We start from the raw sequence: 15,483 nt of genomic DNA on the forward strand, positions 1-15,483 counted from the left end.
CACGGCGACGGTCGACAGGCCGAGGGGGCGTCCGGCGTCGCGACCACGACCGCAGGCTACTGGAGCTGGGCCGTGAGCCGGGCGATGCCCTCTTTCGCCTTCTCGCGTGTGGGGCGACGCCGCCAGTCGGAGACATTGAGACGGATGCTGTTGGCGCGATAGTCGGCTTCGACTGCGCGCAGCTGATCAACGAAGTCGGCGTCTCGCACCAGCACTGAGATCTCCATATTCAGACTGAACGAGCGGATGTCCATGTTGCTGGAGCCGATCACGGCGACCTCGTCGTCGATGGAGAAGTGCTTGGAATGCAGGACCGTCGGCGAGCGGTACAGATAGATCGAGACGCCGACGTTGAGCAGGGCCTCGTAGTACGAGCGCTGTGCGTAGTACACGAACGCCTGATCACCGATCTCAGAGACGAAGAGCTCGACGTCCACCCCGCGCGCGGCAGCGGTGAGCAGCGCGAGCAGGGTTGCCTCGTCAGGCACGAAGTAGGGGCTGGTGATGCTGATGCGATGCCGGGCGTTCTGAATGAGCAGCACGAACAGCTTGAGCGAGTTGTCGCTGGCGAAGCTGGGCCCGCTGGGCACGACCTGCGCATCGGCTCCGAACACCGTCGGTATGCCTGTGCGAGGCTCGGCGGCGGGCGAAGGAGCCATCGGGGTGAGCCGTTCGCCTGATTCGCTGAACCAGTCGGACATGAAGACGGCGTCGAGCTCGCCGACGAGCGGACCCTCGACACGGACCATCAGCTCCTGCCAGTGCAGCCCTCGTCGCAGGTTCTTCGGCTTCAGATAGCTGTCGTCGATCAGGTTCTGCGAACCGGTGTAGGCCACCTTGCCGTCAATGGTGACGATCTTGCGATGGTTGCGCATGTCTGGCCGCTGCCACTGCCCGCGCCAGGGCCGCAGCGGCAGCATCGCGTGCCACTGCGCGCCCATCTCTGAGAGCATCCGCTTCGTCGCGCGACGACCCGGATAGCCGAGACCCGAGAGGTGATCTGAGAGGGCGCGCACGGTCACGCCGCGATGTCGAGCACGTCGCAGCGCCTCGAAGAAGGGCGCTGTCGATGCGTCGTGCACCAAGATGTAGAACTCCACGTGCACGTACTCGGTCGCCGCATCGATGTCGTCGATCATGGCCTGCAGCGACCCCTGGTACGAATCGATCAGCTGCAGCGTGTTGTCACCCACCATGGGCAGCGCGGTCAGCCGTTCGTTGAGGCGAACCGCAGAGGGCATCCACTCTGGCGACTCCGGGACGGTGCGGTGTGCGGTGACCTCGTCACGCGCGGCGAGCGCCGAGTTGATCTCGATCTGACGACGCTGCCGCCAGCGAGGCAGGCGCCCGATACCGATCGTGAGGAATGCGATCACTCCGACCACGGGAATGAACATGATCGCGAGCACCCATGCGATGGCCGTCTGCGGCGGCCGACGCAGCGAGATGACGATGGCCGAGACGAGCACGATGAGGATGTGTGCGAGCGTCGCCAGCAGACTGGCAAGCGGCGCGGTGAACATGGCAGTCCTCGATCATGGGATCCGTGCTCGGAGCCCCGAACACGGATCCCATCCTAAATCAGTGCGGAATCTGCAGCACTACTCGCGCTGGCAGACCGCGCAGCCAGACCTCAGCCGTCGCGAGCGGAGCGAGATCAGCCAAGCATCGCCGAGAGGGCGAAGACCCACAGTGACAGCACGACGAGCAGTCCGAGGCTGTAGGGGAGAGCGGCGCGCATGATCGCCGACTCCTTGCCGGCCAGGCCGACGGCCGCCGACGAGACGGCGATCGACTGCGGCGAGACGATTTTGCCGATGCCACCACCGGCCACGTTGGCCGAGACCAGCAGGGTGGGATTGGTGCCGATCTCGGTCGCGGTCACCGACTGCAGGTGGGCGAAGAGCGTGTTGTTGTTGACGACCGAGCCCGTGATGAACACGCCCAGCCAGCCGATGACCGGTGAGAGCAGCGGGAACAGCGCGCCGACGCTCGCCAGCGCATGGCCGATGGTCGTCGAGCCGCCGGAGAAGTTCGCGATGTAGGCGACGATCATGATGAGCAGGATCAAGAGGATCGGCTGCCAGAGCATCTTGACCGAGGCGACGAACTCTTCGCCGACCTGCTTCCATGTGAGTGCGCTGCTGGTCAGCGCGGTGAGCAGCACCGACACCAGGATGGCGGTGCCGGCGGCGCCGATCGGCGACCACGTCCACACCGCTGTCATCGGGGCATCCGCACCCGCAGCCGTGACCTGGCCGTCGAGACCGGGAATCGAAACCAGCAGGCTCAGCGCGGAGAGCGCACCGCCCTTCGAACGATCGAAGAGGTTTGCGAAGAAGGGGGCGCTCCAGATCAGGATGAGCACGGTCAGAAACAGGAAGGGCGACCAGGCGCTGACCAGCTGACGCGGGGTGTAGTGCTCGCTGACCGGTTCGGGAGCACCGGGCATGCGGAAGGTGCGCTTCGGCTTCCAGAAGCGCGACAGCACGGCGAGGGCGGCGAGAGCCACGATCGACGGGATGATGTCGGCCAGGTCGGGCTGTCCGAGCACGAGCAGCAGCACCGCCTGAGAACCGCTGAACGCGACGACCACGGTGATGAGGGCGGGCAGCACCTCGCGGATGCCGCGGAAGCCGTCGAGGATGGCGACCAGCAGGAACGGGATGATGATCGTCGGCAGCTGACCGACCAGCACCATCATGCCCGACAGCTCGGGGATCGGCACGTCGCCCTGGCGTGCGGCGATGATCACGGGGATGCCGATGGCGCCGAAGGCACCTGCTGCGGCGTTCGAGATGAGGGCGAGCACCGCAGCCTTCAGCCCGGGAAAGCCCAGCGTCAGCAGCAGGGCGGCACAGATGGTGATCGGCACGCCGAAGCCGGCCGCACCTTCGAGGAACGCACCGAAGCAGAAGGCGATCAGCAGCACCTGGATGCGCTGGTCGGCAGCGATGCCCGAGATGCTGTTGCGAATCACATCGAACTTGCCGCTGCGCACGGCGAGCTTGTACAGCCACACCGCCATCAGAATGATGTAGCCGATCGGCCACAGGCCGTTGAGCACACCGTCAAGCGCGGCACCGCCGATGGCCGACGCCGGCATGCCGAAGCCGATGAAGGCGACGATGACGGCGAGCACAGCGGCGATGGCCGCAGCTGTCGTGCCCTTCATCTTGAAACCGACCAGTGCGACCAGGAAGAAGATCACCGGAACGGCGGCGAGCCCCGCTGAGAGAGCGAGGTTGCCAGTCGGATCAAGCGGTTGCGTCCACATGACAGAGTGCCTTTCGTGCATGCCGGAACAGCACACACGAGCGCCGTTCAGTCGGGAAATGAGCGACGTCGTCGTCAGAATCGGTCGGGCGCCAGAGGGCAGCGATTGTGGTCAGACCACATCAGGACCACATGACACAATACCGCTCGTGACGGCGTGATGGCGAGAGGCCAGCCTCAAACGACCGTGCACGCATCACGAGAGGCTCCCGAAACGCGCGGCAGAACCGGTGAGTTCAGGCTTCAGACGAGACCGGGAACGAAGGTGGTCGGCGTGTTGCTCTTGGGGCCGTGGCCGTGCTTCGGCGCGACGCTGGAGAGCGTCGCAGCGGCGCTCATAGAGTCGTCGTACGAGGCGTTCACCAGAATCGGGTGGTGGTCGGAGAGCCCCTGCGGCAGCGAGGTGACTCGATTGACCGTGAAGCCGGTCGACGTCGCCATGTCATAGCGTCCACGGAAGATGCGATAGCGCTGATACGTGCGCTGCTCCGTCGCGGTCAGCTCATAACCGTGCGTGCGCACGCGCTCCTGCAGGTGACGCTGGAAGAACGGGTAGTTGTAGTCGCCGACCATCAATGAGGGCAGACCCGCACCGAACTGTGCGAGTCGCTCGAACGAGGTGCGAATCTGATTGCGGCGCAGCGAGTTCAGCGCGGTGAGCGGGGCCCCGTGAAACGAGGCGACCATCAGCTCACGATCTCGGGTGAGATCCATCAGTCGGGTCGCGACCAGACGCTCGTGAGCGGGTGCGGCGACACGGTCGTGCAGAGACTTCTTGAGCTGGTAGGTCTGCGATCCGATCAGGCGAAACCGGTCGGCGCGGTAGAAGACCGAGATGCCGAGACGATTGCCTCGGGTGGCCTCTGCAAGCCGCAGCGACCCGATCTCAGTCGGCAGGGAGTCGATGTCGCACTCCTGCAGACAGAGCACGTCGGGATCGGTTCGACGGGTGAGATCATCGAGCTCGCACAGAGCACGGTTCTTGCGCAGGTTGTAGCTGACGACATTCATCACGACAGTTTGCCTCCAAAGGGTAGAACCGCTTTCAGGCTACCGTTCTGATCGCCTGAGCGGGGCATGTTTCGGCCAGAAACAGCTGTGAATTCACCAGATCGTCACAGAGGGTCGGTGATTTCGCCAGCATTCGACGACGCTCAGCCCAGCAGAGCGACACAGCGCCGCAGCAGGGCCGCACCGGCGTCGTCGTCGGTGAGAAGCTGACCCGGAGCCAGCGGGTCGGCGATGGTCGTGACCTCATATGGTTTGTGCAGCGTGCCGTCGGCGGCGGCGCCCGGTGAGCTCGGCGAGCCCGGCTGCACGTCGACGTGGGTGACGTCGTAGCCCTGCGCGTGCAGCCAGTCGGCCATGGTGTAGTCACTGCGTGAGTCGCCGACGGTGAACCAGCGCTTCGGCAGCACGGAATGCTCGCCCAACAGCTCGAGCGAGCGACGGGCACCCAGCGCCTTGCCGCTGTGAGAGACCTCGACGTCGCAGCTGATCACGGTGGGGTCGATGCGCAGCTGCACGGCTCCGAGGCGGGCGCGCAGCTCGATCAGATCCTGCACCAGGGCATCCCTCGCCGAAAGGAATGCCGCATGGTCGCTGCCGGCGATCATCTCGAGCGTCATCATGGTGCGCTTCGTATCGTCGAAGAACATGGTGTCGGCGAACTTCTCGGCCGCTGCCTCGCGGCCGAAGTCGACGACCTCCTGAGGCACTCGCATGTCGACGTCGATCTGCTCGTCGTCGAGGCCTGCGGCCGTGAGCTGCGCCCAGACTCCGCCCTTCTCGCCGACAACCGCGAGGCCGGTCGCGTCGGCAGCAAGACCGGCGGATACCAGAGCCGGGACGATCTGCCGGCTCACGAAGGCGGTCGAGCGGCCGGTGTTGAACGAGAGCGGCACGCCCGCTTCGGCGAGGGTGACGAGGCTGTCGGAGATCTCGGGCAGGCGCACGGTGCGGGTGACGGGGCTGGCGATCGGGCCGTCGACATCGAGGAGCAGGCCGAACGGTGCTGGCGCAGTGGACATAGCCCCATTGTGCCCGATGGCGGGCATCCGGTCTGTGCCTGACGCGCTTCTGCGTCACTCCTCCCCGGAGTCGGTCGCGCGACGATCGGCCTGTTTGGCGGCGCGAAGCCGGCGCAGCCGATCGGCTGGGGTGGGCTTCGGCGGATGCTGCAGCAGGTGCCGTGCGACCGCGCTGACCTGATCGGCGGCGCGGGTGTCTGATCGTTCCCCTGCCGGCTTCGCACGCTGTGAGACATCGATCAAGAGCTGCTGGGCTGCCGGGCCGTGCAGGTGCGCGGCTGTGACGAGTGCCGCAGTGGCGAGCTCGACGTCGGCGTCGGAAACCGGATCTGCCGCTGCGGTGAGTTCGGCTGGGCGTTCGGCCAGACGGCGCAGATCGGGGAGTGCCCCATCGGCATCGGGAGATCCGATGGAGGTCAGCACCTCGACGGCCTGTTCGCGCTGTTCGGGACGGCCGGTGCGCAGCACGGTCGTGAGCAGTGGCGTGGCCTCGGCACCGTAACCGGTGATGAGCTGGTCGACCATATCGCGCTCACGAGGATCGTGCGAGCCGAGACCGGCCATCAGGCGGGGCAGCAGCCGAAGATCGTGCAGCTGCGCCAGCATCCACCGGGCCTTCACGGCCACTGCAGGATCCGGGTCGTCCAAGAGGGCCAGCACCGCGTCGGCGTACTCGGGCGCACCGACTTTGCTCAGCAGATGCACGGCCTGGGCGCGAACCGGCGCGCGGCTGTCAGTGAGCTTTGCGGCTGCCTGCGGCAGAAAGCCCCGTCCCATGCGCACGAGGGCCCAGACGATCGACTCTCGAACGAAGAACTCGGGCTCGTCCCAGAGCAGCCGCACCAGCAGACGGGCAGTCTCAGGATCGGCGAGACGGCCGACTTCCAAGGCCGCACGCTGACGGGATTCGGGCGGGGCGGCGTGATCGGCCAGAGTCGCGAGGAGGGCCTGGACGTCGCTCATCGGCAGCAGCCCTCCGCTGAGAACTGCGGCATGTCGCGCAGCCCGGCGATGATGCGCTCGGCGTCGTAGCCCTGCGGATGCCGCACGAGCTCGACTCCCGCACCCTGGATCGCCGCGAGCGTCGCATCGGTGATGCTGCGGGAGTCGAGGCCGTGCAGCGCGGCGAAGCGCGCGATCACCGGCTGCAGCCGCCGACCGTACTCGTGGAGCCCGGCATTGACCTCTGACCGGAACTCTTCGTCACGTCGCACGAAGAAGAACTGAAAGAGCAGCTCGATGTCATCGCGCTGCCTCTTCAGATCGCGGATCTCGCTGGCGACCATGCTCTGGAGCGCCTCGTGCGGTTCGAGGTCGGCGCCATAGTCTGTGGCGGGCCCGTCGAGAGCACGTCCGATGACGTCGTGGAGCAGGGCGTGCAAGAGACCGAGCTTTGTCGAGAAATAGAAGTAGACGAGCCCGCTCGACAGCTCTGCCTCGGCGGCGACGGAACGCCCGCTGACCATCGCGAGCCCGTCGCGCACCGCAATGCGGTGGGCAGCACGGACGATGGCCGAACGGCGTTCGGACTCGGACAACCTGACACCGACCATGGCCTCCACCATAGCCGTCGTCGCCCGCACAAGTGCTGACCGGATGATCAATACCGCGAGTGGAGCGTTCGGACAGGAGCACCTGAAGTAGTGTTCCTGCCCGAACGCCTGCGATCACCAGTCGACGGCGTCGCGGATGATGGGGCACGTCATGCAGTGGCCCCCACCGCGCCCGCGCCCGAGCTCGGCACCGGCGATGGTGATGACCTCGACGCCGGCCTTGCGCAGGGCCGCGTTCGTCTGGGTGTTGCGGTCGTAGGTGAAGACCACACCCGGCTCGACGGCCACGGCGTTGTTGCCGCTGTCCCACTGCTGACGCTCTGAGGCGTAGAAGTCGCCCGCCGTCTCGACCAGACGCAGCTTGGGCAGCCCCAGACCTCGTGCGACGACGTCGGTGAAACGGGCGTCGCCCTCGTCGACGATCTCTAAGCCGGGCGCTTTGTCGCTCGGGTGGATGCTGAACGTGTGCACGCCGTCGACGATCGCCGGGTGCACGGTCGCGAGATCTCGATCAGCGAAGGTGAAGACGGTGTCGAGGTGCATCGCGGCGCGCAGCTTCGGCATGCCTGCGACGATCACCTGTGTTGCCGCGCCTTCGTCGAAGAGCGCCTTCGCCACCTGCGTGATGGCCTGCCGTGACGAGCGCTCGCTCATGCCGATCAGCACGATGCCGTTGCCCACTGGCATGACGTCGCCGCCTTCGAGCGACGCCTGTGCCCAATCCTGTTCGGGGTCGCCCCACCAGACCTTCGAGCCGACGAAGTCGGGGTGAAAGAGGTAGATGGCCTTCATGAGCAGGGTCTCGCCGTGGCGTGCCGGCCAGTAGAGCGGATTGAGCGTCAGGCCGCCGTAGATCCAGCAGGTGGTGTCGCGGGTGAACAGCGTGTTCGGCAGCGGCGGCAGCAGATACTCGCGAGCGCCCTTGGTGTACTGGGCGAGGCTTCCGAGCATGGGGTGCAGATCGGTGGGGAGGTCGTGCAGGCCGAGCCCGCCGATGAGGTATCGGGCGAGGGATGCGCTGTCGAGCTCGTCGAGGAACTCGCGGGTCGCAGCGACCAGACCGATGCCGACGGTGTTCGCGATCACGAGCCGGTCGAGCAGCCATGCACGGGCGCCGGGCACGTCGATCGTCTCGGCGAGCACTTCGTGCAGCTCGACCACCTCGACGCCGCGATTCGCGAGTTTGTTCCTGAAATCGAGGTGATCGCGCTGGGCCTTCTCGACCCAGAGCACGTCGTCGAAGAGCAGGTCGTCGGAGTTGGACGGTGTGAGCCTCTCGTGGGCGAGTCCCGGTGCGGCGACGAGCACTTTGCGCAGTCGTCCGACCTCGGAGTGCACTCCGTATGCTTCGGAGCGGCCGCTGCCGACCGCAGTCTGTGCGGCGCCCTCTGATGAGTCTGTCATGATGTCGGTTCCTTTCAGAAGTTGCGTGGATCGGATGGAACGAGAAGGGGCCTGCCAGGTCGCTGCGTCAGAGCTGGATCAGCCCCTGCGCCAGGCCGACGACGCCGACGATCGCTCCGATGGCCACGACCGCGAAGAGCACGAGCTCGCCGGTCGAGAAGACGCGTCGATGCTGCTCTCGTCTGGTGATCGCGAAGAGGATCGTGGCCGGCGCATAGAAGATCATCGAGATGAGGAGGAACTGCAGGCCCGCCGCGTAGATCAGGAACAGCGTGTAGACGACAGCGAGCACGGCGATCACCGCATCGGCGGCAAGACGGCGCGGCTGCTCGTGCAGATACGTCTCTCGTGTGACCACGAGCTTCAGTGCGTAGGCCGCGGCCAGGAAGTACGGGATGAGCGACAGCGCCGCAGTCAGGTCCAGGGCGAAGTCGAAGGCCTCCTCAGAGAAGTAGGTGATCACGAGCACCACCTGGGCGAGCAGGGTGCTCAGCAGCAGGGCGTTGACGGGAACGTCGTCGCCGGTCTGTTTGGCGAGGAACTTGGGGAGATCTCTGTCTTTGGCCGCGACGAAGAGCACCTCGGCGGCCATCAGGCTCCAGGCCAGGTAGGCTCCGAGCACAGAGACGATCAGTCCGATGCTGACGAAGACCGTGCCCCACTGACCGACCGCGGCTTCGAGCACTCCGGCCATCGACGGCTGTCGCAGCGCGGCGATCTCGCCCATCGGCAGGATGCCGTACGAGACGACGGTCACCGAGGCGAAGATGGCGAAGACGCTGAGGAAGCCGAGCACCGTGGCGCGCCCGACGTGTTCGCGCTTCTGCGCGTGGCGGGAGTAGACGCTGGCGCTTTCGACGCCCATGAAGACGAACACCGTCACCAGCATGGTGTCACGCACCTGGGTCATGAGCGAGCCGGCGTAGTCAGCACCCATCAGGTTGTCGACGAACACGTCGGGGTGAAAGCAGAAGATCGCGATCAGCACGAACACGATGATGGGAACCAGCTTCGCGATCGTGACGATGCGGTTGATGGCGGTCGCCTCTTTGACGCTCTGTTTGATGAGCAGGAAGAACAGCCAGAGCCCGATCGAGCTGAGCAGGATCGCCACCCAGGTGTCGCCCGCGCCGAGCGCCGGCCACAGCGCGCCGAGCGTCGACATGATGAGCACCCAGTACGTCACGTTGCCCACGCATGCGCTTGCCCAGTATCCGATCGCCGAGAAGAAGCCGACGAACTGGCCGAACCCGGCCTTCGCGTAGGCGTACACCCCGGCGTCGAGTGCGGGTTTGCGGTTCGCCAGCCGCTGGAACACGAAGGCGAGCATGAGCATGCCGAAGCCGGCGACGACCCAGGCGATCAGTGCGCCGAGCACACCCGTCTCTTGGGCGAACCGACGTGGCAGAGAGAACACGCCTGCACCGACCATCGAGCCGATGACCATCATGGTCAGGGTGGCGACGGTGACTTTGGTGCCGGTGCCTGACGCGGGCTTCTGCGCCACACCGGCCTGCGGTGACCCGTTCTCTGTCGCGTGCATGCTGCACTCCTGTCGCACTGATCGGCTGAACCGCCTGTTCGGCGTCGGTTTCACCTTACATTGAGCAACTGGTCAATTCAGGCGGACAGCCGTCGCCACACCGTGTCAGCGGTCGCACCTAGGATGACTGCATGACATCGGACGCACAGATCGGGGCAGTCGCGCCGTTCTCCGAGCCCACCCGAGCCTGGTTCGACTCGGCCTTCGCGGCGCCGACCGATGCTCAGGTGGGGGCCTGGCAGGCGATCGAACGAGGCAGGCACACACTGGTCGTGGCGCCGACCGGGTCGGGTAAGACGCTCGCGGCGTTTCTCTGGTCGATCGACCGGCTCGTGCGCGAGCGCCGATCTGCCCGTGCCGATGCCGACCCGCCTGAGTTCGCAACCGCAGCGGCGCCAGGCGTGCGCATTCTCTATGTCTCACCCATGAAGGCGCTGGGCGTCGACGTCGAGCGAAACCTGCGCGCACCTCTGATCGGCATCGGCCAGGCCGCCGAGCGTCTGGGTGAGACACTGCCGCCGATCACGGTCGGCGTGCGCTCGGGCGACACGACGCCCAAAGAGCGGCGCCGTCTCGTGACACACCCGCCCGATGTGCTGATCACCACGCCTGAGTCGCTCTATCTGATGCTCACCAGCAAGGCGGCCGAGACGCTGCGCACAGTGCACACGGTCATCGTCGATGAGATCCATGCGCTCGCCGACGACAAACGTGGTGCGCATCTCGCACTCTCACTCGAACGTCTCGAGGGGCTGCTCGAGACGTCGCCGCAGCGCATCGGCCTGAGCGCGACGGTGCGTCCGATCGATGCCGTCGCAAGATTCCTGGGCGGCCCGCGGCCGGTGCAGGTGGTTGCGCCCGACCGCCGTCGGCGATTCGATCTGACGGTCGAGGTGCCTGTCGACGATATGTCGAACCCGCCGATGCCCGAAAGCGTGGCGCCGGCCGGCGACCGGGGCGAGGGAGCCGCTTCGAGCGGCCCCGACGCCGTTGCGAACGACGACGGCGAGCACAGAGTGGGGTCGATGTGGCCGGCGATCGAGGCGTCACTGCTGAAACGCATCCGGAGCGTGCGCTCGGCGATCGTGTTCGCCAACTCCCGACGGCTCGCCGAGCGTGTCACCGCCCGGCTCAACGAGCTGGACGCCCAGCTGCAGAGCGCCGATGACGAGGTCGAACCGCTGGCACGGGTGCATCACGGGTCGGTTTCGAAAGACCAGCGAGCCGAAGTCGAAGAGGCGCTCAAGAGCGGGCGGCTGCGCTGCGTGGTGGCCACGTCGAGCCTCGAACTCGGCATCGACATGGGGCTCGTCGACCTCGTCGTGCAGATCGACGCCCCGCCGTCAGTGGCCAGCGGACTCCAACGGGTCGGACGAGCGGGGCACCAGGTCGACGGCATCTCGCGTGCGGTGTTCTATCCGACGCATCGCCAGCAGCTGCTTGAGACCGCCATCGTCACCGAGCGTATGCTCGCCGGCGAGATCGAACACCTGCACATGCCGGCGAACCCGCTCGACGTGCTCGCTCAGCAGACGGTGGCCGCGGCCTCGGTCGAGACGCTTGACGTCGAAGCCTGGTTCGAGACCGTGCGACGTGCGGCGCCGTTCGCGTCGCTGCCGCGCAGCGCATACGTGGCCACTCTTGACCTGCTCTCCGGGCGGTATCCGTCCAGCGAGTTCGCAGAGCTGCGCCCGCGCGTGCTGTGGGATCGTGACGCCCAGACGCTCGAAGCGCGACCAGGCGCCAAACGGCTGGCGATCACCAGCGGGGGAACGATTCCCGATCGCGGACTGTTCCGGGTCGTGGCGGTGACCGGCGACGAGGGCGGCGGCACCAGAGTGGGCGAGCTCGACGAAGAGATGGTCTATGAGTCGCGTGTCGGCGACGTCTTCACACTGGGCACGACCTCGTGGCGCATTCGCGAGATCACGCATGACCGCGTCAACGTCGTGCCCGCTTTCGGGCAGCCAGGTCGCATGCCGTTCTGGCGCGGTGACAGCGCCGCTCGGCCGGCCGAACTCGGAGAGGCTCTCGGCGAGATGCTGCGCGGGCTCGAAGACGATGGAGCCGCCGAACGGCTGCAGCGAGCCGGGCTCGATCGACGAGCGGTGCAGAACGCGCTGGCCTATCTGGCCGAACAGCGCGAGGCGACCGGTATGGTGCCGACTGATCGGGCGCTCACGGTCGAACGCACCCGCGACGACGTGGGCGACTGGCGACTGGTGCTCGAATCTCCCTATGGCCAGGCGGTGCATGCACCGTGGGCGCTGGCCGTCACCGCACGGGTGAGAGAGCAGCTCGGCATCGAAGGCAGCGCCATCGCGAGCAACGACGGCATCATCGTTCGCATCCCTGACACCGAGAGCACGCCGCCGGGGGCGGAGCTCTTCGTGTTCGACCCCGACGAGATCCGCTCGATCGTCACCGCCGAGGTGAGCGGGTCGGCGCTCTTCGCAGCTCGCTTTCGCGAGTGCGCCGCGAGAGCGCTGCTGCTCGGGGCGTCCAAACCCGGCAGCCGATCACCGCTGTGGCAGCAGCGTCAGCGTTCGGCCCGACTGCTCGAGATCGCCGCACGGCATCCGCAGTTTCCGATCGTGCTCGAGACTGTGCGCGAGTGTCTGCAAGACGTCTATGACATCGACGCGCTCGTCGGCCTGATGCAGCGTGTCGACTCGCGTCGCGTGCGTCTGCGCGAGGTCGCCTGCGAGCTGCCTTCGCCCTTCGCGAGGTCGATGCTCTTCGGCTATGTCGGCGAGTTCATGTACGAGGGCGATCAGCCCCTGGGCGAGCGCCGCATCGCTGCGCTGACGGTCGACCCGCAGCTGCTGCGCGAGCTGTTGGGCGAGGTGGAGCTGCGCGAACTGCTCGACCCCGAGGCGGTGACCGACGTCGAGGCCGAGCTGCAGCGAACAGCTCCCGCCTTCCGTGTGCACGGTGTCGAGGGCGTCGCCGACCTGCTGCGGATGCTCGGGCCGCTGAGCACGGCAGAGGTGCACGCCCGCCTCGCAGAGGCGTCGCCTGCGGCAGCCGAGCTGTTGGGCGAACTCGAGAATGCGCGACGGGTGATCCGTGTGCGCATCGCCGGCGCCGAGGTCTGGGCAGCTGTCGAAGACGCCGGCCTGCTGCGCGACGCACTGGGCACAGCGCTGCCGGTCGGCGTCGCCGATGCCCATACGAAGCCTGTCTCTGATCCGCTACGCGAACTGGTCGTGCGGTGGGCCGCCACCAACGGACCGTTCACCGCACCAGCGGTGGCCACGCATTTCGGGCTGGGCACGGCGGTGGTGCGGGGTGCTCTGGAGCGTCTCGTCGTCGAAGGGCTGCTCCTGCGCGGCCGATTCCGCCCGCAGCACGCGGCCGCCGCCGACCTCGATGACGACGTCGAGTGGGTGCATCGCGACGTGCTGCGTCGGCTGCGGTCGCGCAGCCTGGCGAAGCTGCGCGGCAGCATCGAACCGGTGCCGCAGCACGCCTTCGCGATGTTCCTGAGCGACTGGCAGGGCTGCTCGAACCAGCAGCGAGGTCTCGACGGTCTGCTCTCGGTGATCGAACAGCTCGCCGGTCTGCCGTTGGCTGCCTCGACGCTTGAGACGATGGTGCTGCCGCAGCGTGTCGCCGACTACACACCCGCGATGCTCGACGAGCTGATCGCCTCCGGTCAGGTGCTGTGGGTGGGGGAGGGCGAGCTGCCGGGTCATGACGGGCGCGTCAGCCTGCATCTGGCCGACACCCTCGATCTCACGCGGCAGACCTCCGATGACTCCGACGGCAGCGAGAAGCCATCGGCGCTGTCACAGCTGATCGCCGACGTGCTCGGCGACGACGGCGCGCTCTTCGCCCACCAACTGCGTGAGCGTCTGATCGCACGGGGTGCACAATTCTCGACCGAGCAGCTGACCGCCGCTGTCTGGGAGCTCGCATGGTCCGGGGCGATCACGACCGACAGTCTCGGTCCGCTGCGGGCGACGGTCAGCGGAACCCATGCCGCGCAGAAGACGCGCACTCGCCCGAGTGCCGGCCGCAGCATCCGCCGGGGCGCGTTCGCGCGCGTGCGCGAGGCCAGAGCCCACGACCAGACCGTCGGAGGGGGCGATTCGAGCATGCGCACCGGAGCCGCACACGCCGCTGCGACCGAACCGAGACTGGCCGGGCGCTGGGCGCTGGTGCCGCACAGCACCGCCGAGCGGGCAGAGCGTCTCTCGGCGCAGGCGGGGCTGCTGCTCGATCGCTACGGGGTGGTGACGCGCGGGTCTGTCATGGCCGAGGGATTTCCGGGCGGCTTCGCCCAGGTGTATCAGCTGCTTGCCGAGTTCGAGCGCGGCGGCTACTGCCGTCGCGGCTACCTGATCGACGGCCTCGGCGGAGCCCAGTTCGCGGCATCGGGCACCGTCGATCGACTGCGGGAGTTCGCAGATCTGCACGTCTCGTCATCGGGGCAGGCGCTGACGCTGTCGGCGACCGATCCGGCGAACCCGTTCGGGGCGGCACTGCCCTGGCCAGAAGCGGAATCGGCAGACTCGGGGCGCCCGAAGCGCAACCCTGGCGCGCTGGTCACCATCGTCGACGGCGAGCCTGTGCTCTACCTTGAGCGGGGCGGTCGCACCGCCGTCTCGTTCGCCTCAGCAGAAGCGGCCTCGGCCGACGACCCGGCGCAGCGACAGACGCGCCGCGAGTCCGCAGCACGCTCCCTGGTCGAAACCGTGCAGAGCCGACACCTGGCGACGTTCACCGTGCTGAAGATCGACGGCGAGCCCGTCGGCGGCTCGGCCTGGCGGCGACCGCTGATCGACGCCGGGTTCGAAGAGACGCCACGGGGCCTGATACTGCGCAGGCGGGTGCGCTGATGCCAGAAGGAGACACTGTCTACCGCACCGCACGTGCGCTCGACGAGGCGCTGCACGGGCAGACGCTCACCCGGTTCGATGTGCGGGTGCCGCGGGCGGCGACGGTCGATCTGGCCGGGTGCCGGGTCGACCGTGTGACCTGCTACGGCAAGCACATCCTGCATCACATCGGCGACTACACGCTGCATTCGCATCTGCGCATGGAGGGGCGTTGGGATCGATACCGGCCCGGACAGCGCTGGCGCTCGCCCGGCTATCAGGCACGAGCCGTGCTGGCCACTGAGACGATCGTGACGGTCGGCTTCGAACTCGCCGAGGTTCGCGTCGTGCCGCGCGCCGAAGAGCACCTGCTGATCGACCATCTCGGGCCCGACCCGCTGAAGCGGCAGTGGGATCACGGCGGCCTCGAGGTCGCCGCCGAGAGGCTGTCAGCCGATGTGCGCCCGGTGCACGTCGCTCTGCTCGATCAGCGCAACGTCGCCGGGTTCGGCAACGAGTACGGCAATGAGATCTGCTTTCTGCGTGGCGTCGACCCGCACACCCCGGCGAATCAGGTGGACGCCATGGCTGTGCTGCGCCTCGGTGCACGGATGATCCGTGCGAACCGCGACCGCGTCGAACGCACGACGACGGGCAACCGCCGGCGCGGCGAACGACTCTATGTCTGCTTTCGCGCCGGCCTGCCCTGTCGCCGATGCGGCGAGGAGATCCGCTTCGACCGTCTCGGTGCCGATGCGACGCGCCTGCGCGATGTGTACTGGTGCCCGAGCTGTCAGCCGAGTCGGGGCTGACCGGGCCGTCGGCCGCCGAGCCGGTTGCTACCATTTCGCGCT

General features: G+C 67.2%; 10 protein-coding genes. 2 read left to right on the forward strand and 8 right to left on the reverse strand.

The window, feature by feature from the left end:
* Positions 1 to 56: 56 nt before the first annotated feature.
* The 8 genes from cls to F8O08_RS03900 all read right to left on the reverse strand — a co-directional run bounded on the left by cls (position 57) and on the right by F8O08_RS03900 (position 9,806).
* Positions 57 to 1,523 carry a cardiolipin synthase gene (gene cls / locus F8O08_RS03865; protein ID WP_158042583.1) on the reverse strand — a complete coding sequence of 489 codons (1,467 nt, stop codon included), beginning with the start codon at positions 1,521 to 1,523 and terminating at the stop codon, positions 57 to 59.
* 134 nt (positions 1,524 to 1,657) lie between these two features.
* Positions 1,658 to 3,277, reverse strand: a complete 1,620-nt coding sequence (locus F8O08_RS03870) for an L-lactate permease (protein WP_158037668.1) — start codon at positions 3,275 to 3,277, stop codon at positions 1,658 to 1,660.
* Between the two features lie 242 nt (positions 3,278 to 3,519).
* A complete protein-coding gene (locus F8O08_RS03875) occupies positions 3,520 to 4,287 on the reverse strand; it encodes an endonuclease/exonuclease/phosphatase family protein (RefSeq protein ID WP_158031145.1) in 768 nt (255 codons plus the stop codon).
* Between the two features lie 143 nt (positions 4,288 to 4,430).
* Positions 4,431 to 5,306, reverse strand: a complete 876-nt coding sequence (locus F8O08_RS03880) for a hypothetical protein (RefSeq protein WP_158042584.1) — start codon at positions 5,304 to 5,306, stop codon at positions 4,431 to 4,433.
* 54 nt (positions 5,307 to 5,360) lie between these two features.
* Positions 5,361 to 6,269, reverse strand: a complete 909-nt coding sequence (locus tag F8O08_RS03885; RefSeq protein WP_158037670.1) for a HEAT repeat domain-containing protein — start codon at positions 6,267 to 6,269, stop codon at positions 5,361 to 5,363.
* Complete coding sequence (locus F8O08_RS03890) at positions 6,266 to 6,859, reverse strand: TetR/AcrR family transcriptional regulator (protein ID WP_192497706.1); 594 nt, start codon at positions 6,857 to 6,859, stop codon at positions 6,266 to 6,268. Before F8O08_RS03890 ends, F8O08_RS03885 begins: the two co-directional genes overlap by 4 nt.
* Before the next feature lie 114 nt (positions 6,860 to 6,973).
* Positions 6,974 to 8,263 (reverse strand): arginine deiminase, encoded by a 1,290-nt coding sequence (locus F8O08_RS03895; RefSeq protein ID WP_158042586.1) that lies wholly within the window; start codon positions 8,261 to 8,263, stop codon positions 6,974 to 6,976.
* A 67-nt stretch (positions 8,264 to 8,330) separates the two neighbouring features.
* Positions 8,331 to 9,806, reverse strand: a complete 1,476-nt coding sequence (locus F8O08_RS03900) for a basic amino acid/polyamine antiporter (RefSeq protein WP_158042587.1) — start codon at positions 9,804 to 9,806, stop codon at positions 8,331 to 8,333.
* 131 nt (positions 9,807 to 9,937) lie between these two features.
* On the opposite strand from F8O08_RS03900, the gene F8O08_RS03905 reads away from it, so the two are divergent.
* Positions 9,938 to 14,650 carry an ATP-dependent helicase gene (locus tag F8O08_RS03905; RefSeq protein WP_158042588.1) on the forward strand — a complete coding sequence of 1,571 codons (4,713 nt, stop codon included), beginning with the start codon at positions 9,938 to 9,940 and terminating at the stop codon, positions 14,648 to 14,650.
* Positions 14,650 to 15,441, forward strand: coding sequence for a DNA-formamidopyrimidine glycosylase family protein (locus F8O08_RS03910; protein ID WP_158037675.1), 792 nt, complete (start codon positions 14,650 to 14,652; stop codon positions 15,439 to 15,441). The genes F8O08_RS03905 and F8O08_RS03910 overlap by 1 nt, the downstream gene beginning before the upstream one ends.
* The last annotated feature ends 42 nt before the right edge of the window (positions 15,442 to 15,483 follow it).

Source organism: Pseudoclavibacter sp. CFCC 13611, assembly GCF_008831225.1.
Classification (GTDB): Bacteria; Actinomycetota; Actinomycetes; order Actinomycetales; family Microbacteriaceae; genus Pseudoclavibacter_A.

Bases quoted from the DNA above. Each gene is read 5' to 3' on its own strand.
- cls (WP_158042583.1), bottom strand. From the start codon at position 1,523: ATGTTCACCGCGCCGCTTGCCAGTCTGCTGGCGACGCTCGCACACATC.
- F8O08_RS03895 (WP_158042586.1), bottom strand. From the start codon at position 8,263: ATGACAGACTCATCAGAGGGCGCCGCACAGACTGCGGTCGGCAGCGGC.
- F8O08_RS03900 (WP_158042587.1), bottom strand. From the start codon at position 9,806: ATGCACGCGACAGAGAACGGGTCACCGCAGGCCGGTGTGGCGCAGAAG.
- F8O08_RS03880 (WP_158042584.1), bottom strand. From the start codon at position 5,306: ATGTCCACTGCGCCAGCACCGTTCGGCCTGCTCCTCGATGTCGACGGC.
- F8O08_RS03910 (WP_158037675.1), top strand. From the start codon at position 14,650: ATGCCAGAAGGAGACACTGTCTACCGCACCGCACGTGCGCTCGACGAG.
- F8O08_RS03885 (WP_158037670.1), bottom strand. From the start codon at position 6,269: ATGAGCGACGTCCAGGCCCTCCTCGCGACTCTGGCCGATCACGCCGCC.
- F8O08_RS03905 (WP_158042588.1), top strand. From the start codon at position 9,938: ATGACATCGGACGCACAGATCGGGGCAGTCGCGCCGTTCTCCGAGCCC.
- F8O08_RS03875 (WP_158031145.1), bottom strand. From the start codon at position 4,287: ATGAATGTCGTCAGCTACAACCTGCGCAAGAACCGTGCTCTGTGCGAG.
- F8O08_RS03890 (WP_192497706.1), bottom strand. From the start codon at position 6,859: ATGGTCGGTGTCAGGTTGTCCGAGTCCGAACGCCGTTCGGCCATCGTC.
- F8O08_RS03870 (WP_158037668.1), bottom strand. From the start codon at position 3,277: ATGTGGACGCAACCGCTTGATCCGACTGGCAACCTCGCTCTCTCAGCG.